General features: G+C 73.1%; 12 protein-coding genes. 3 read left to right on the top strand and 9 right to left on the bottom strand.

Features of this window, described 5'->3' with window-relative positions; translation table 11 throughout:
* Positions 1-22 precede the first annotated feature (22 nt).
* From ACERM0_RS05690 to ACERM0_RS05670, 5 genes are all read right to left on the bottom strand, one after another.
* Positions 23-1,276 (bottom strand): S-layer homology domain-containing protein, encoded by a 1,254-nt coding sequence (locus ACERM0_RS05690; RefSeq protein ID WP_373677576.1) that lies wholly within the window; start codon positions 1,274-1,276, stop codon positions 23-25.
* 347 nt (positions 1,277-1,623) lie between these two features.
* Positions 1,624-2,700 (bottom strand): UDP-N-acetylglucosamine 2-epimerase, encoded by a 1,077-nt coding sequence (locus ACERM0_RS05685; protein WP_373677575.1) that lies wholly within the window; start codon positions 2,698-2,700, stop codon positions 1,624-1,626.
* A 63-nt stretch (positions 2,701-2,763) separates the two neighbouring features.
* The gene (locus tag ACERM0_RS05680) at positions 2,764-4,704 is read right to left on the bottom strand and encodes a S8 family serine peptidase (protein ID WP_373677574.1); all 1,941 of its coding nucleotides are present in this window, start codon (positions 4,702-4,704) and stop codon (positions 2,764-2,766) included.
* A gap of 144 nt (positions 4,705-4,848) precedes the next feature.
* Positions 4,849-5,853 carry a glycosyltransferase family 2 protein gene (locus ACERM0_RS05675; protein WP_373677573.1) on the bottom strand — a complete coding sequence of 335 codons (1,005 nt, stop codon included), beginning with the start codon at positions 5,851-5,853 and terminating at the stop codon, positions 4,849-4,851.
* 14 nt (positions 5,854-5,867) lie between these two features.
* On the bottom strand, positions 5,868-7,196 hold the full coding sequence (locus ACERM0_RS05670; protein WP_373677572.1) for a UDP-glucose/GDP-mannose dehydrogenase family protein: 1,329 nt from the start codon (positions 7,194-7,196) through the stop codon (positions 5,868-5,870).
* A gap of 221 nt (positions 7,197-7,417) precedes the next feature.
* Here ACERM0_RS05670 and ACERM0_RS05665 point away from each other — a divergent pair, with 221 nt between their 5' ends.
* Positions 7,418-8,314, top strand: coding sequence for a hypothetical protein (locus tag ACERM0_RS05665; protein WP_373677571.1), 897 nt, complete (start codon positions 7,418-7,420; stop codon positions 8,312-8,314).
* Between the two features lie 420 nt (positions 8,315-8,734).
* Here the strand turns inward: ACERM0_RS05665 and ACERM0_RS05660 are convergent, their stop codons facing one another.
* The 4 genes from ACERM0_RS05660 to ACERM0_RS05645 all read right to left on the bottom strand — a co-directional run bounded on the left by ACERM0_RS05660 (position 8,735) and on the right by ACERM0_RS05645 (position 15,555).
* Positions 8,735-11,041, bottom strand: coding sequence for an S-layer homology domain-containing protein (locus tag ACERM0_RS05660; protein WP_373677570.1), 2,307 nt, complete (start codon positions 11,039-11,041; stop codon positions 8,735-8,737).
* Positions 11,042-11,235: 194 nt separating this feature from the next.
* A complete protein-coding gene (locus ACERM0_RS05655) occupies positions 11,236-12,912 on the bottom strand; it encodes an S-layer homology domain-containing protein (protein ID WP_373677569.1) in 1,677 nt (558 codons plus the stop codon).
* Positions 12,913-13,286: 374 nt separating this feature from the next.
* On the bottom strand, positions 13,287-13,850 hold the full coding sequence (locus ACERM0_RS05650) for a hypothetical protein (protein WP_373677568.1): 564 nt from the start codon (positions 13,848-13,850) through the stop codon (positions 13,287-13,289).
* A 37-nt stretch (positions 13,851-13,887) separates the two neighbouring features.
* Positions 13,888-15,555, bottom strand: coding sequence for a hypothetical protein (locus ACERM0_RS05645; protein ID WP_373677567.1), 1,668 nt, complete (start codon positions 15,553-15,555; stop codon positions 13,888-13,890).
* Between the two features lie 130 nt (positions 15,556-15,685).
* On the opposite strand from ACERM0_RS05645, the gene ACERM0_RS05640 reads away from it, so the two are divergent.
* Positions 15,686-16,687 (top strand): class I SAM-dependent methyltransferase, encoded by a 1,002-nt coding sequence (locus ACERM0_RS05640; protein ID WP_373677566.1) that lies wholly within the window; start codon positions 15,686-15,688, stop codon positions 16,685-16,687.
* A 184-nt stretch (positions 16,688-16,871) separates the two neighbouring features.
* Positions 16,872-17,870 carry a CAP domain-containing protein gene (locus ACERM0_RS05635; RefSeq protein ID WP_373677565.1) on the top strand — a complete coding sequence of 333 codons (999 nt, stop codon included), beginning with the start codon at positions 16,872-16,874 and terminating at the stop codon, positions 17,868-17,870.
* Positions 17,871-17,992 lie beyond the last annotated feature (122 nt).

Below are 17,992 nucleotides of genomic sequence, written 5' to 3'. Positions count from 1 at the left end.
GGGTCGCCCCGGCCACCGAGGTTCAGGCGGCCGGAAGCGGGCCGGGCGTCTCCGTGTCCTCGTCCACGTCGATGACGTTGTCGCCGTAGGGGTAGTCGAGGTCGAACCCGAAGCCCTCGGCGTCGACGAGCGTGGTGGCCGTCACGGTCACCGGGTAGTCGACGACGTCGTCGGGCTCGTCGAGCAGCACGATCGTCAGCAAGAGGCCGTCGTCGTCGAGCTCGCAGTAGGCGGCGAGGTTGCCCTCGTCCACCTCGCCGATGACGGTGATGTCGCCATCGTCGCCGAGCTCCACGCCCACGCACTGCACGGTGAAGGCGTCGTCACCGGCACCGAGCGTGAAGGCGGCACCCGTCTCCTCGTCCTCGTCGACGAAGACGCTGGCGACCTCGTCGCTCACCTCGATGTCCCACTCGTCGAGCAGCGACACGGTGCCCGTGTCACCGTCCGCGTCGTTCCAGTCCACCGCCACGAAGGCGTCGAGGAAGATCGGGCCGTCCGGGAACTGGTCGACGGCGTACGACACGCCGCGCATGATGAACGACGCCATCTGGTCGCGACGCACGAAGGCGCGCGGTCCGTATGTGCCGTTCGCACGGCCCGCGACGACGCGCACGTCCTCCGCGGCGAGTGCGTTGATCATGTTGCGGTGGTCGCCGTCGATGTTCCCGAGGTCGGGGAAGGCGTCGCCCTCGACACCCGGGGGAACATCGCCTTGCGCGTCACCGGTGACCATGTAGGCGATGGCACGCCCGATGAAGGTCGCCATCGCGTCACGCCGGACGGCGGAACGCGGGTAGTAGTTGCCATCGGTGCGGCCTTCGACCACGCCGATCGAACGCAGCTTCAGGATGTAGTCCGCGTGGACCTGACGGTCTCCCTGTGCTGCCACGTCGGGGAACTGGTCGATGTCCGGGTCGATCGGGATCTCGTCGTCGATGACGACTTCGATCGCCCGACCGATGAACGATGCCATCTGGTCGCGGCGCGTGCGGGCGCTGATGTCGTAGTCGTCACTCTGTGCCTTCCCGAGCGCGATGCCCCACTCGGCGGCGCAGAGGATGGCTTCCTCGTGGACGTTGTCGGCGTCGACGTCGTCGAATTCGTACGTGTAGTCGTCGAAGACGTCGGCACAGACGTTGTCGATCGATCGAGGTTGATTCGGGGCGTCCTGGGCGAACGACGCGCCAGCGGGCAGCAACGCCATGACCATGGCACCTGCTGCGGACAGGCTGATGGTCCGCCGGATGCCGAGCTTGGAGCGGGTGCTCTTCAAGCCTTGCCTCCTCAGTTTCGTCCTGGAGGACGTGGAGCCCCTCCACGTCCGAGTGCCCGTCTCCCACGCGGGCGGACCCATCCGGAGTCCTCTGAGGTACGAGTGCTGATCGCGACGTCGGCCGCGCACTCCCCCCGGGGCACTCGGCGCGGGACCCTAGACAGCCCGAGCCACGGATGCGACCAAGAGGCCCCTGCGGGACCACCAGCAAGGGACTCCTTCGGGCCGTTGCCCGACGGGCCAAGAACATCCGTACGAGCCATGGTGGGGGTAGCACCACCATGTCGCCGGTGAAAACGCCGGTTGACGAAGCGACGACGCGGCCCCGGGGACGTCCGGGCCGACGCTCACGGTTCCTGCAGCAACCGTTCGAGCACGATCTCCGACGGTCTGTGCTGCCCGGAGGCCGGCGGGACACGTCGTCGCTCCGGGTCCGCGAGGAACGACTCGATCACCCGGTCGTCGTACGAGCCGAGGACGACGTTGGTTCCGATGCCGTCGGCGCGCTCGGTGGCCGCACGCCACAGCAAGGTCGGGACACCGAGCAGGGCGCACTCCTCCTGGATCGAGCCACCGTCGGTGATCACGAACGGGGCGGCGCGGAGCATGGTGACGAACTCGCCGTGGCGCACCAACGGGACCAGTTCCACGCCCGCGTCGCGCAGGCGGCCGACGTGGCCACGCCGACGCAGTGTCTCGGCCGTCGGCCCGTGCACCACGAAGCGGACCGGCCGCGTCGCGGCGACGCGGCACACGACGTCGACGAACTGCTGCACCCGCTCGCGCCGGTTGAGGTTCTCCACCCGGTGCATCGTCACCACGACCGGTCCCGTCCCCGGCGCGCCGGCGGTGTCGCCGAGGTCGTGCGCGAGCGACTCCGCGACGGTGTTGCCGGGCAGCGGCACGATCTCGCCGCGCAGGCGCATCCGCCGCAGGTTGGCCACGGCCTCCTCGTCGGGCGCGAACAGCAGGCCGGACACCCGCATGACCAACACCCGGATCAGCTCCTCGGGAAACGGGTGCAGCAGGTGCCCGGAACGCAGGCCCGCCTCCAGGTGCGCCACCCGCAGGCCCGCCCGGCGCGCCATCAGCGCGGACAGCAACGTCGACGGGGTGTCGCCGTGGACGACGCACACGCCGCCACGGCCCCCGAACACCTCGGCGCGCAGGCGTCGGCGGTCGAGCAACCGCCACGCCAGACGTGCCGCCCACGCCGCCGCCTGCGGGATCGAGGTGATGTCGCGCCCCGCCGCCAGCAGGTGATCGGGCGCGCGCACGCCCAACTCCTCGCGCAGCCCCACGGACAGGGCGGCGTGCTGGCCGGAGTCGATGAGCCGGTACGGCACGCCGCGGGCGTCGAGGAGGCGCAGCAGCGGCGCGGTCTTGATGTACTGCGCCTTGGTGCCGAGGAAGACGTGGATCACGGGCCGGAGACCTTCGGGCGACGGTGGGCGCCGCACTCTACGACCACCCCGCCGGCCACCACCTCAGCGCGCAAGGGTCCCCTGCTGCACGGTGCGGTCGACCAGACGCACCAACATGCTCGCGGCCTGGTCGCGCCGCACGGGTCGGTTGGGCTGGAAGCTGCCGTCGGGACGTCCCGCGACCACACCCAGCGTGGCGGCCTTGCGCAGCAGCGACTCGTCACGGTGGCCGGCCGTGTCCGGGAAGGCCGGCACCGTCGAGCGCACCGGCGCCTGTGCCAGCCGCTCGGCGGTGCGTGCGGCGACCGCGGCGAACTCCGCCCGGGTGACCGTCGCCTTGGGGTCGAACCGGGTGCTGCTGCGGCCCGGCAGCAGACCGGCCGCGGCCATCGCCTCGATGTTGAGACGGTGGGGGTCGTCCGCAGCGACGTCGCGGAACCGCTGGTCGTCCGGGACCGGCAGCGGCTGGCTGCCCTCACGCAGCAGCCGCGCGAACAGCGTCGCGGTCTGCGCCCGGCTCAGCCCGGCCGAGGCCGCATAGTGGGTCGAGGTGCGGCCGAGCACGACGTCGCGGGCGACCAGGCACGCGACGGCGTCGTGGTGGGCGCTGCCGCGGGGCACGTCGCGGAAGCGCAGACGTGGCAGCGGCGGGCACGCGGACACCGGCGTCCCGAGCCGGTCGAGCAGCACCGGCGCCCGCACGATCCCGCCGGCCCGGGTCTCGGCCGCGCCACGGAGTGGCCGGACGCTGTCGCGCAGCGCGCGAGCGAGTTCGTCCGCGGACCGGTCACCGTGATGCTCCAGCGCCAGCGCCAGCACGCCGGTGGCGTACGCGGTCGCCTGGGACGTGCCGGACATCGCCGCCAGGCCGCCGCCCGGGGCGGTCGAGACGATGTTCGCCCCCGGGGCCGCCACGTCGACGCGCTCGCGGCTGCGGGCGCTGAACCGCGCGAGCTGCCCGGTGTGGGTCACGGCGGCCACGCTGACCACGTTGGGCAGCCGCCATGCCGCCGGGTAGGTGGGCAGCTCCTCGAGGCTGGTCGAGGTGTTGCCGGCCGCGGCGACCACGGGCAGGCCGGACTCGACCAGTGCCGTCCGCAGCGCCTCGGGGGCCGGCGCCTCGATCGTGAAGCTGGCGTTGATGACGTCGGCGCCGTTTGCGGACGCGTACTGGATCGCACGGACGGCGTCGGAGACCAGCCCGCTGCCACCCTCCATGAACTTCAGCACCATGACGGACGCGCGCGGAGCGGCGCCGGAGAACCCGGTCGTCGGGTCCGCTGCGGCCGCGATGATCCCGGCGACGTGGGTGCCGTGGGCATCGGCGGTGGCGCTACGGAACAGCTGCGTCCCGGGGCCGGAGGCGGTGAAATTCCACCCGTGCACGTCGTCGACGTAGCCGTTGCCGTCGGTGTCCCGGCCGTCGGCGCGCTCGTCCGGGTTGCGCCACAGACGCGGCTGCAGCAGCGGATGCGTTACGTCGACACCCGTGTCGACCACGGCGACGACGACCTGCCGTCCGCGGGCGTGGGGCCAGGCCAGCCGCGCGCCGATGTCCACCCCGGGCGTCCCCGGCGTGCCCGCGATGATCTGGCCCGTGTTGCGCAGTGCCCAGCCGACCTCGGACGTGTTCGCCGCGGTGCGGACGGCCGGCGCCGCGTGGTCGTCGGCCGCTGCCAGGCGCAGGACGCCGTCGCGTTCCACGGCCACGACGTCCGGCCGGGCACGCAGTTCGGCCGCCGCGGCTCGCGCCGACGGTTCGTCGGCGAACGTGAGCACCTGTACGCGCGAGGATTCGTCGGTCGCCGCGGCGGCGTCGACCGTCGCCAGCGCGGCGGCGGCCGCCTCGGCCTCGACGGGCGCGGCGTAGGTGACCAGCAGCCGTACCCCGGCATCCGGCTCGGCGGCGTTGGCTGGCGCGGGGCCGGCGAGGAGGCCGGCCACGACCGCGAGACACGTCAGGAGGGCGGCCAGGTGCGGCGCGAGGCGGTGCGTGTCGGCCATGCGGGTCACTTCCACGTAGCCGGCGGCAAGGACCGGCCCGAGCCCCCTCGGCGCGTCGTGCCACCGCGCGCATCATCGGCCAGCCGGCCGCGGATCTGATGGAAGCTCGACGTATCGGGCGTGGGGCGCTCGGCGCCGCCGGTGCTACTCGCGCGCGGCCGCCGCTTCCTCTCCGCCGGCCACCCTGCCTCCGGTCCCCGGTGCGTCCAGCGGATCGTCGACCGGGGGTTTGGTGACCCGCACCACCAGGTCCGCGAGCAGCCCGATGCTGATCACCTGGAAGGCGGCGAACAGGATGAGCAGCGTGTTCGTGGCGAGCCGTAGATCCTTGGTCGCGAAGTCGTAGAAGAGCTTGCCGATCCCGAACAGCAGCAACGACAGCCCGACCGGCATGAACACCCGCAGCGGCTCGTAGCCGAGGATCATCCGCACGACCTGCAACAGGTACTTGCGGGTGTCGCGGTACCAGTGGAACTTGGACTCGCCCTCGCGGGCGGCGTACGGGATCTCCACGTAGCCGACCGCCAGCCCGTCGGCGAGGAACGACATCGTCATGGTGGTGACGCACGAGAAGCCGTTGGGCAGCCGGTTGAGGTAGCGGATCGCCTTGTCGCGGCGGAAGGCGCGGAACCCGGAGTTGAGGTCCGGGATCTCCTCCTGGGTCAGGTACTGCGCCAGCCGGCGGATGGCCCACTTGGCCGGCACCCGCAGCGCCTTGTGGGTGCCCTCCTCGCTGGTGCGGGCGCCCACGACCTGGTCGTAGCCGTCGAGGGCCTTGACCAGTTGGGGGATCTCGTTGTTCGGATACGTCATGTCGACGTCCGTCCACACGACCACGTGGCCGCGTGCGGCGCGGGTCCCGGTGCGTCGCGCCCCGCCCGAGCCGAGGTTGCGGCGGTGCTCGATCAGCCGGACGCGGGCGTCCAGCGCCGAGGCGCTGCGCAGGATCTCGCGGGTGCCGTCCGACGAGCCGTCGTCGACGGCGACGACCTCCCACGTGTAGTCGGACGCCTCCATGGCCTCGCAGATGCGCGCGAGCTCCTCACGGACGTGGCCGACCTCGTTGAAGGTGGGCAGCACGATGGAGACGTCCGGTCGCGTGTCGCCGTCCGCGTCGGAGGGCGGGCGGGAGCCGGGGGCGGTGGACATGACGCGTTTCCTGACTAGGTGCGCAGGTGGCCACGGCCGATGCCGTGGTAGCGCAGCCCGGCGGCCGCCGCAGCAGCCGCGTCGAGGCAGTTGCGGCCGTCGACGAGGATGGGGTAGTCGAGTGCGGCCACGACTTCGGCGAGGTCCAGCTTGACGATCTCCGGCCAGTCGGTGGCCACGACTGCCGCATGCGCCCCAGTCACGGCCTCGATGGGGTCGGTGAAGGTCGCGACGTCGGGCAGTTGGGCCTGCACGCCGGGGATCGCGACGGGGTCGTAGACGCGCACCGTGGCGCCCTCGTCCATCAGTGTGCGGACCAGGTGCAGTCCGGGCGACTCGCGCAGGTCGTCGGTACCGGGCTTGAAGGCGGCGCCGAGGATCGTGATCGTCTTGCCGGACAGGTGCCACAACTCGTCGCGCAACTTGCGCAGCACGACGTCGCGCTGACCGGCGTTGATCCGGCCGACCTCCTCCAGGAGCCGGAAGTCGTAGCCGACGTTGCGGGCCAGGTGCAGGAACGCGTCGACGTCCTTGGGGAAGCACGAGCCGCCGTAGCCGAGCCCGGCCGACAGGAACGCGGGCCCGATGCGCGCGTCCATGCCCATGCCCTGCGCGACCACCTCGACGTCCGCGCCGACGAGGTCGCAGACGTTGGCGACCGCGTTGATGAAGGAGATGCGGGTGGCGAGGAAGGCGTTGGACGCGTGCTTGATGAGCTCGGCGGTGTTGACGTCGGTCTCCACGACCGGCGCGCCGGTGCGCTCGACCAGCGGGGCGTAGACCCGGCGCAGGGCGTCGCGGGCGAAGTCGGAGCTGGTGCCGTAGACGATCCGGTCGGGGTTGAGCGTGTCGTGCACGGCCACGCCCTCGCGGAGGAACTCCGGGTTGGAGGCGACGTGCACGTTGGTCAGGTCGGTGCCGCGGGCCTCCTGCTCGCGGCGGATGACCTGGGTCAGGCGCTGGCCGGTGTTGGCCGGGACGGTGGACTTCTCCACGAGGACGAGTTCGTGGTCCACGCTGGAGGCCACCTCGACCGCGACGCGCTCGACGAAACGCAGGTCGGGCCCGCCGCCAGGCAGCGGCGGGGTGCCGACGCAGACGAAGACCACCTCGGCGTCCGCGATCGCGTCGGCGAGTTCCGTGCTGAAGCGCAGCGCGCCGGAGGCGGTCACCTTCTCCAGCAGCTGCGGCAGGTCCGGCTCGTGGAACGGCACGCCGCCGGCGAGGAGGGTCTCGATCTTGGCGGCGTCGTCGTCGAGCCCGACGACCCGGTGGCCGAGGTCCGCGAGGCACGCCGCCGTCACGAGGCCGACGTGTCCCACGCCGATGACTGCAAGATCCACCAGGTACCCCCCGGACGCATGACGTGACCTCCACCGGGCGGTGGCGGACGACCGGAGTGTAACGACGGGCATCGTCGCCGCCGGGCGGACCGATAGCGTCGCGCAGCAACCGCCTCCCGACGACCGTCGCACCGCGAGGGCCGCCCATGCCGTCCGCCTCGTCATCCACCGATGAACCCGGCCCGTCCGGGACGTCGCGGCTGGCCCGGGTCGTGGCGCGGATGGGGGCCCTGCGCCAGCCGCCGCCGCGGGTGCGGGGTGTGCTGCTGCTCGTCGCCGTCAGCGTCTTCGCCGTCGGCATCGTCGTGTCGTTCCGTGAGCTGGACCTGCGCCCGGGCGAGCTCAACCTGGCGTGGCTGGCCCTGGTCGTGGTGGCGCTGACACCGCTGAACCTGCTCGTCAACGTGCTGGAGCTGCAGGTGATGGCGCGCTGCGTGAGCCGCGACGGCCGGCTCGGGTGGCGCTCGGCGACCCGTACGACCGTGCTGGCCACCGCCGCGAACGTGTTGCCGCTGCCGGGTGGGGCGCTGGTGCGCATCCACGCCCTCACGGGCCTGGGCGTGTCGGCCCGCCGCGCCACCGGGATCAACGTCGTCGGCGCAATGCTGTGGGTCGCCGCGGGTCTGCTGGTGGCGGGCCTGGCCGCGTTGCCGCAGGCACCGCTGCTCGGTGCCGGCGCGGTCGTCGCCGCGCTGGCGGGCGCCGGGGTGTCGTTGGCGCTGTCGCGCCCGCTCGTCGCCGAGCAGGGGCTACGTCCGCTGTTGGCTCTGATCGGCGTCGAGGTGGCCACCACGCTGGTGCACGGCGTGCGCCTCTTCGCCGTCCTGCAGGTCCTCGGCGTGACCGCCACCGTGCGGGACGGGCTGGTGCTCGGCGCGGCCGGGCCGCTGGCCGCGTCGGCCGGCGTGTTCCCGTCGGGGCTGGGGCTCGCCGAGCTGCTGACCGCGCTGATCGCACCGGTCGTGGACGTGCCGGCCGCGGCCGGGTTCGCCGCCACCGGGCTGGGGCGCATCCTCGGCCTGGCCGTGGCCCTCCCCCTGGCGCTGGCCTTCGGGGCCCGCGACCTGCTCCAGCGGGGGGCCACCGCACCCGTGCCACCCGGCGACACCCGACCGTAGATCCACAGGGCGCCCCGCGGACGCACAGCGGGTCGCGCCGGCGGGTCGCCGCTGGCCCACCTCGAAGTCGAGGCAGCGACGCACGGTCGAGCCGAGGCCGCACCAGTGCGTCAACAGCCCGACCATGCAACGACCGGCCGACCGTGCAGCCGCGGGTCGACGGAGCGTCGGCCGGGAGACGTGGCGGCGCAACGGTCGCGTTCGGCCGCCCGCGCCTGGCGGGCGGAGGCGACGGTTGCCGGGACCCGCGACGGAGGCCGGCCCACGCGACGAGATGATCCTGTCGCGCCAGCGCGCACCGGTCGCGCCTGCCTGCCTCGTCGTGGCACGCAGACGCGACGGTTGCCTCGAGGCGCGACGGTTGCTTCGACGCGCGATCGTTGCACCGAGGCGCGACGGGTGGCGTGCCGCGCGGCGGCGTCAGCCGGCCCGAACGACGCGGTGCAGGAACGAGGCCATCTGCCCGCGGGTGACGCTACGGGTCGGGCAGTAGCGCGTTCCGGCCGTGTCGCAGCCGGCGGTCACCCCACGCCGCTCGATCGCCGTGATCGCGCCGCGGTGCACGTCGCCGCGGGGCACGTCCGTGAAGGCGGTGCTGGTGTCACTGGTGTCCCAACCGGCTGCTCGCGCGAGGAACGACGCCATCTGGGCGCGGGTCACGTACCCGCGCGGGTCGAAGTCGCGACCGTTGCGCACGCCGGTGGTCACCCCGGCGGCGGCCAGCGCGTTGATCGCGGCGTAGTGCGGGTTGCTCTCGTCGACGTCGTCGAACCGGTCCTGGCTCGAGGGAGGGATCGCGAACGTGTTGACCAGCAGCGTCGCCATCTGGTCACGCCGCAGCGACTGCTGGGGGCCGAAGCGCGTGGCGTCCAGCCCGTTCGCCACGCCGGCGTGGTTCGCCCACACGATCGCGTACTCGTGCACGTGGCCGTCGTCGTCGTCGAACGGCCCGAACGACAGCGAGCGGATCTGCGAACTGCGCAGCGACGCACCGCCCGTGGTCTGCAGCTGCCGGCGGAACATCGCACCCGCCACGTACGTCGACGTGCCCGCGTAGTCGAACGAGACCGTCTCCCCGGCGCTCGTCCGCCCCCGGACCCGAAGCGTCGCCGGCGTGCCGCCGGTGGTGCGGTCGCGGATCTCCAGGTGCTCGACGGTGGTGATGGCACCGCCCGGCCAGCCGGCGGACAGCAGGTTCGCGACGTCGCGGTTGCGGACGTCGACCTGCCAGGAGCGGTTGGGGTTGCAGCTGGCGTGCCTCGGCGTGCTGGCACAGGGCGCTTCGTCCACGGACCACGGGTCGTCGACCGACTCCAGGTAGGCGTAGCGGGCCCGGTTCTGCTCCGTGTCGGGCATGTTGTAGGCCCAGGAGTCGAACAGCGACTCGCTGCGCCCGCCGTGGGACGAGGAGTAGTAGGTCTCCGCCAGTTCCGAGCGCTGCTGTCCCTGCCACTGGTAACGGTTGATCAGCACCCGGTGGCGGGTCTCGTCGACGGCCTGCCGCCAGGCGCCGACGGACTCGGGGCCAAAGCCCTCGTAGGCCTGGTGTGACGGCGACGCCAGGATGTCGCAGCGACAGGTGGGGCGATCGATGAGGGTCCGCAGCGCGTACGTCCGGCCCGTGACGGCCTGCGCCTGCAGGGCCGCCGCCGGCCACGACAGGATCGATTCCGCCAGGCCGTACAGGTACTGCTCGACGCTGGGCACGTTCTGCACGGTCGTCAGCGACTGGCCAGTTCCCGGCCGGATGATGTCGTGCGCGCCCCGTCGCAGACGCGTCTCCGGGCGGTAGCCGGGGGCGACGATCTCGCGGTTCCCGGCAGCGTCGGCGCCGTTGCCGAGCTGGACGCGCAGCACCGGCTGCGCGGTGGAGGCGATCGTCCGGAAGCCGGACTGCCCACACGCCCGGTCCTGCACCCGCTGGTTGCCGTTGGAGATCGGGCACACGTGCCAGGTCGCACCCGCCGGCTGGGAGACGTTGCCGGTCTGCCCGGAGTCGGCGTGGAACTGCAGCCGCTCACACTGGGCGTCGGGGGTGGGACCGCCGAGCGTGGGTGGGCAGGCGTCCCAGCGGATCGGTCCGGTCACCGCGCGAACCCAGGTGCTCGCCTGGTTCTGGCGCAGACCGACCCGGATCGGGCGCGTGCTCGACTCCTCCCGGCTCCCCGGCTCGAGGCCCGGGTAGTAGTGCGCGATGATGTCGTTCACGCCGTGGCCCGCGCGGGCCATGGCAGCGGAGCCGTACTGGCTCATGCCGACCCCGTGCCCCCAACCGGACCCGGCCACCCGGACCGCCGGATTCGGTTCGCCTGCGGCGCGGACCGACGAACGGATCGGGAAGCCTGCCGAGGTCGCCGCGATCGTCGCATGCGCCTCGTCCGCCTCGCTCGAGGCTTCCTCGCTGCCGGTGCCGTCTTCGGTCTCCGTGCCCTCGGCACCGTCGTCGGTCTCCTGGGGCACCTCGGTGGCATCGTCGCCGTGCGCCCCACCCGCGGAGTCGGAAACGCCCGCCTCGTCGTCCCTCGGCGCGGTCGTGGACGCGTCGTCGGCAGCCTCGCTGCCGCGGGCCCCGGGTTCGTCCGTGGCGTCGGCGGGTTCCACCGACGTCGCGTCCGTGGTGCGGGCGCCGTCCTCAGCGTTGGCTGCGGGATCGTCGGCGAGGGCCGCCGGCGTGGCCATCGGTGCCACGACGAGCACGGCGGTGAGAAGCGCTACGAGACGTTGCATGGCGAGGCGGCCCTCCCGTCGCGGGCGAACAGGGACGAGACTTCGACGCGGCCGGCGGATCGGCGAGGTCGACGCACGGTGGCCGGTCACCACGGACGCGGCGAGCCGACACCGCGAGGTGCCGAGCCCGACGACGGCAGTGGCGACCGGCCGAAGTCGGCCGCGACTGTGTCACGCCACATCCGTACGACGGCTCATTTGATGTCGAAGGCTCGCACCAACAACGTCGCCGACTGGTCGCGGCGCATCGTCCCGCGAGGCGCGTACCGCGTCGGGGTGCGCCCCTCGGTGATGCCGGCACGCTCGATCGCGCCGATGTTGTGGTAGTGCGGGTTGCTCTTCGGTACGTCGGTGAAGTTCATCGGCGCACGCGGCGCCAGGCCCTTCGCGTTCGCGATGAAGGTCGCCATCTGGTCGCGCTTGAGCGTGTGACGCGGCCGGAACGTCCCGTCGGGGAACCCATCGACGACGCCGCGGTCGGCCAGCGCCACGATCCACGGCGCGAGCCACGGCACGTCGTCGAGGTCGGAGAAGCGCCCCTGCCAGTTCTGGGCCGGCCGGAGCCCCATGCTGACGGCGACGGCGCGTGCCATGTCGCCGCGGTTCAGCGCCGCGTCGGGCTGGAAGGTGTTGTCCTGGTAGCCGAGCAGCACGTTCGCGTCGTGCACCTTCAGGACGTTGGCGCGGTGGACGTTGTCGCTCGTGACGTCCGGGAAGCGACTGGGTGCCGGCGCCGACGACGAGCTCGCTCCCGGCATCCCCGGGGCGCGCGCCGCCGCCTGCTGGCGGATCCAGCCCATCCGGTTGCTGATCAGCCCGGGGCAGGAGGTGTTGCCGACGTCGCGGTGCCCCGTGACGGTGCGCACCGCGACACCGTTGCGGGTCCGGGTCGTGCTGCCGTTCGGGTTGAAGCCGTGGATCTTCGCCTTCCAGGCGATGGCGTTGACCATCGTCTCGTAGGCGGCCTGCGGTGCGTCGACGCTGACGTAGTTGCCCATCACGGAGATCCCGAAGGAGCCCGTGTTGTACCCGGAGGCGTGCGCGCCGACGACCCCGCGCTCCACGCCCCCCTGCCGACCCTCGTAGAGGTTGCCGAACCGGTCGACCAGCATGTTGTAACCGATGTCCGACCACCGGTTGTTGTCCATGTGCCAGTTCTGGATGCCACGGACGATGCCGGCCGCCTGCGCCTGCGTGTAGTTGTTGCTGCCGGCGGTGTGGTGGACGACGACGAGGTCGACGTTGCTGCTGACCGACGGTGAGCCGCTGTAGGGACGCGCGCCCCACTGCGAACGCGTGATCACCCGCGGCGCGTTCGACGCCTCGGCGACCGGGCCTTCCACCGTGACGGCCTTGCGACTGACCGGACCGCCAGAGAGGCCCTCGGTGTCCATGACCGACGCGCCGACCTCGACGTCACCGCCGGCGGCCTGCAGTTCGTCGGCCGGCACCTCGACCTGGAAGCGGGTCGACTCACCCACGAAAGCCGGCTCGGTCCACTGGCGCGACTGGTCGTTGGCGGCTTCCTCGCTGTCGGGGTCGGGGCCCTCGTCGGGCTCCACGCGCTCGAGGTCGTACCACTCGCTCCACGTGCCGTCGTCACCCGCGGTGCGGACGCGCACCGTGTCGACACCGTCGGGCAGGCGGAAGCCCACCATGGTGAACGGGATCGGGGCGGCGATCGGCTCGGAGGTGTGGGCCTCGGGCTCCTCGGCGCCGCCGCTGCTGAGTACCAGTGCATCGGCGCTGACACGGACGGCGATGTCCTCGCGCACCACCTCGGGGATCGAGACGAACTCGAGCTGCGAGGCCGGCGGCGCGATCGCCAGGACGAGGGCGACCAGGAGCGCACGGACGAACAGAGATCGCACGGGTTTCCTCCACGTGCCGGCCCCAGGAGCCGGCGGTTCGGGTGCTTCCGGCGGGGTGCTGATCGGCGACGGGAAGAAACCGCGACGCTGCACGACCCTCCCCTGGTGATCGGCACGTCCCGGCCGGCCTGTACCTCTGGCCGTGGCCTCAAGAACGGTGGCCAGACATCAGGGGTTCCGAAGGGCCGGCTTCACCGGCAAATCCGCCGAAAACCGCCGAAAACGCCCAGAATTGACTGCGCGTCCTGCGCACACACGGAGCGGCTCGTGGTTGGCCGACCGCGGCGCGCCAGAATCGCGCCGTCGAAGCGCACGGCGAGCACACCCCACGACGGGGAACGCATCCTGCAGCCCACCGGGGAACTCGGGCGCGATCAGTCCAGCTGCGGCTGGCCGAACTCGGCCGATTCGAGCACGGAGCGGAACGTGTCGACGTTGTCGAGGAAGACCTCGGGCGCGTCGTCGTCGCCCGGGCCAGGCACCGGCTGACTGAGCACCACGATGGCGCGCGAGGGGATCAGCGTCACCATCTCGCGCGTCGGCACGCCGTTGGTCACGTAGCTGAACACGATCTGGGTCGCGGGCACCTCGTCGTCGAGCGTCACACGGGTGTCCGACTCCAGCGTCGCATCCTGCTCCTCGACGAACCGTCGCCAGTCGTCGGGGCTCTGACCCGGGTCATAGGTGAAGGCCATGGACACGACGCCCTCCTCCGGGGCGACGAACTCCTCGTCCTCGCCGGGCCGCAGGTTCGCGTTGGCCATCGACAGGTGCGTGTCCGCGCGTTCGTAGACGTACCAGCCGTCGGGCACGTCCAGGCTCACGTTGCGCCACTCCACCGACGACGGTTGCAGGTCCTCACCGCCGCAACCGACCACCACGAAGGCGAGCGCGGCGACGAGGGCGGGAACGATCCGACGACGGCGCAGTCGGGACACACGGGCTCCAGCGGCAGACGAGCGGCGGGAGGCGAGCTTACGACTCGTCGTCGCGGGCCTGGAGATCGTCGATGAGCACGGCCAGCTGCGCCGTGGTCCGAAGCGGGTCGTCCTCGTCGTCGTCCGCCGCAGGCGCGACCGGCCGCAGACGCGTGGTGACGTCCGGTGCCTCGGTGGGCGTGGGTGCCGGCTCGGGCTCCGGGGCGGGTTCGGGATCCGGGTCGGGCGCGGGGGCGACCGGCTCGGGCGCGGGGATGGTCACGGCCGGGTCGCGGAAGTCGCGGATGGGATGGTCCACCGGGACCGCCCCGTCGAGCAGAGTGACCCCGCTGGGTGGCAGCTCGGCGGGAGGCCGGCGCGCCGGGGTCTCCGCGGTCGGTTCGTCGGCCGGACGGCGCCCCAGGGCCGTGTCGGGCTCCGGCGACGCCGTCTCGGGCTCCGGCTGTGACGCGGGCATGCGAAAGGGCTCGGGCGCCGGCTGCGCCGGGGACACCCGGGACGCTGCGGGCGTCGGGACCCCCTCCGGCTCCGGCTCGGCCGCAGCCACCGGGACCGTCTCCGGTTCTGGGGACGCGTCCGAGACTGGCTCGGCCGCCGACACCGGGATCGCCTCGGGTTCGGGGGACACGGCGGGCTCCCCGGTCGCCTCGGGTTCCGGCCGTGCCGGTGGGCCCGCCACGTCCGGTCCGGCGTCCTCGGACGGCGTCGCACCCTCGGGTTGCGGCACCGGCAGCGGCGGCTCGGGCTCCGGCACGACGGGCCGCGGCTCGGGCTCGAGTGGGCGCTCGGGATCGGGGTGGACCGGTTCGGTGTCGGGGTCCGGGATCACGGGCTCGGCGGGGTCGGGAATCGGCAGCGGCTCGGTCGCCGTCGGCGGCTGGAACCGGTCGTCGAGCAGCACCACCTGGGCATCCAGACCGACGCTCTCGAGCGCGTCGAGGCCGGCGAGCAGGTCCACCCGCGAGGTGACGTTGCGTTCGCCGAGCAGCAGGACGTGGTCGAGCGCGGTCGCCGCGGCCACGGAGGCACGCGACGCGGCGGTGGGCAGCGCGACCAGCAGAACGTCGAGGTCGCGCGGCAACCGGGCCGGCAACTCGGGCAGGGCGGCCAGCGCACCCGCCAGGTCGCGGCCCGGACCGAGCCGGGCCAGCGGCACGCCGTCCGCCTCGAAGTCGACGACCTGGACCAGGCGGTGCTCGCCGCGGAGGACCTCGTGGAGACCGGGCCGGTCCTCGCGGCCGGCCGCGAGGTCCAGGCGCAGCACGCTCACGCCGAAGTCGGCCAGTGCGATCGCCAGTGCGTCCGTCAGCGCCGACGCACGGCGGCCGTCGCGCCCGACGGCGGCGATCCCGAGGATCAGCTTGCCGTCGTCTTCGCGGGCGTCCAGCACGGCCGCGGCCAGGGGGCGGGCCGCGGCGACGTTCAGTTCGGTGGGCACCACCGCCACCAGTTCCCCACCGGCCGCGCGTACGTGCCGGGGACCTCGGAGCGTGAGGTCGGCGGTGTCGACCGCGATCCCCACCGCGAGGCCCAGCAGCAGCGCGGCCAGCGCCACCGCGGCGCCGACGATCGGGGTGGGCGGCACCAGACCGGGGAACAGCCAGGCGGCGAGGATGCCGAGGAGGCACACCACCAGCACGGTGAGGCGGACGCTGCCGCCCCGGCGTTCCAGGATGTCGAGGCCCTCCATGAGCCACAGGGGCATCGACCTACGGCGGTCGGGAACGAGGGTCGCACGGCTGGTCATCGTGGGCCGAGCGTAGCGCCGGCGCACGGCCGAGCCCGGGAGGCGGCGCTAGCGTCAGGCGTCCGCCGCCGACGCTCGAGGAGACCCGGTGACCGCACCCGACCGCCGTGCCCTGACGCGCAGCCTCGCCGTGTCCGCCGGCGCCGCCGTGGTCGGCGCCGGCCTGGTCGGCGCGCTGGGTCGCGATCCCGCGCAGGCGGCGCTCGGCGGGCTGCTGGGGGGCAACCTCGCCCTCGCGGTGGAGACCCGGCTGCGGCTGGCGGCGCTCGGGCGCGGACAGCACCGCACGCGTGCGGAGTTGCGCGGAGCGCTGCAGGCCACGGCGGAGCGCATCGACGCGTCGCTGGCGGCCGCGTTGCCGCAGCCCGCCACGGCGCCGGAGGCGTCGGAGCCGCCGGCGTCCCGGGCGGACCTCGAGGCCGCCCGCAAGCAGGCGCGCAAGGACACCGACGTCGCCCGCCGCCAGACCGAGGCGGCCACGCAGTTGGCGCTGCTGTTGCGGCCGTCGTTGCCGATCCCCGCGACCGGCGGCTGGGCGTTGTCGGCCGACGCGGCGGCGCTGGTGGTCGGCCTCGTGCTGGCGACACGGCCGGCGCGGATCGTCGAGTGCGGCAGCGGGACCTCCAGCCTGTGGCTCGGCTACGCATTGCGGCGGGCGGGCACGGGCACCATGGTCGCCCTCGACCACGACGAGCGGTTCGCGGCACAGACCCGCGAACACGTGCGGCGCCACGGCCTGGACGACGTCGTCGAGGTGCGTCACGCGCCGCTCGTCGAGCAGGCCTTCGGACCGCACACGCAGCCGTGGTACGACCCGTCGGCCTGGGCGGACCTCACGGACGTCGACCTGCTGCTGGTCGACGGGCCTCCGCGGCGGGTCGCGCCGATGGCACGGGTGCCGGCGCTCTATGCGTTCCACGACCGTCTGCGCGGAGGCGCCACCGTGATCCTCGACGACGCCAAGCGCCCCGAGGAACGTCGGGCCGTCGAGGACTGGGAGCGACTGACCGGCCTGACGGCCGAGCGCCGCGACGACCTGGAGAAGGGTGCGGCCCTGCTCCGGGTGCCGAACCGGCCGCCCACGGCCTGAAACGCGCGCTGCTCGACGACAGGGAAGCAGGAGTGAGCGCTGAACGCTCACCTCACGCTGTGGGGTGAAGTAGTCACGGGCGGTGACCGATCGACCCAGGAAGCCACGAAACGCTGCCGAGGTCGTTCTGTTGCCGTCGACACCCGTGCCTGCCGTCCGTCCAGCGCCGCGTGCGCGAGGCTCCGTGCCGCGTCGAAGCCGCCTCGACCGCCTCACCGTCGTCCTGCTCGCGGCGCTCGTGGGCAGCCTGCTCGCCGCGCCAGCCGCACACGCCGTCGACCGGCCCGACCTCGCCGGCCAGTTCGTCGACTCCGTGAACGCCGAGCGGGTCCAGCGTGGCCTGCCCCGACTGCACCTCGCGGACGACCTCGCCGCGGTCGCGCGTCGCCACAGCGTGCGGATGGCCGACGCCCAGCACCTGCACCACAACCCCAAGCTCACCACGGACGTGAAGAACTGGCAGCGCGTCTCGGAGAACGTCGGCCGCGGCCGGAGCGTCTCCTCGCTGCACCGCCTGTTCATGGAGTCCGACGGGCACCGTCGCAACATCCTCGACGCCAACGTGACGCAGGTCGGCGTCGGCGTCGAGGTCCGCGACGGCACCGTGTGGGTCACCAAGGTGTTCCGCCGGCCGACCAACTCCGCGTCGACCGCCAGCGTCGGCGGGTTCCGCGACGTGAAGAGCGGCAACCCGCACCGCCGCAACATCGACCGCCTGACACGGGCGGGCGTGACCATCGGCTGCTCCTCGGACCGCTACTGCCCCACGACCTCGGTCAACCGCGGTCAGATGGCGACCTTCATCGGCCGGGCGACCGGCACCCTGCCGACGGAGGGCGGGCCCTACACCGACGTGCCCACGTCCGGGCACCCACACGCCGGCAACGTCAACGGCACGAGCGCGGCGAAGATCACGTTCGGCTGCGCGAAGACGCGCTACTGCCCGGAGCAGGCCCTGACCCGGACGGAGATGGCGGCCTTCCTCGGCCGCGCGCTGGGCCTCTCGCCCAAGCCACTGCGCGACTTCTCCGACGTCGATCGCAACGACCCGCACGCCGGCTACATCCAGGCCCTGGCCGACATCGGGGTCACCGAGGGCTGCGCCAAGGGCCGCTACTGCCCCGACGACGCCGTGAGCCGCCAACAGATGGCGAGCTTCCTCGTGCGCGCCTTCGAGCTCTGAACGACCCTCCCAGGCCCGCGCCCACCCCCGAGCGCGCGGTCTCGTCGAGCGGCCGCCCGATGGGCGGCCGCTCGTCGTACGCTGCCGCCGCCGTCGACGGCACGGGTGGCGCACGGCCGGCC

The sequence above is a fragment of the Egicoccus sp. AB-alg2 genome (assembly GCF_041821065.1).
In the GTDB taxonomy this organism is placed as follows: Bacteria; Actinomycetota; Nitriliruptoria; order Nitriliruptorales; family Nitriliruptoraceae; genus Egicoccus.
Note: the sequence above shows the minus strand (reverse complement) of the source record. Positions and strands in the feature narration are given on the sequence as shown.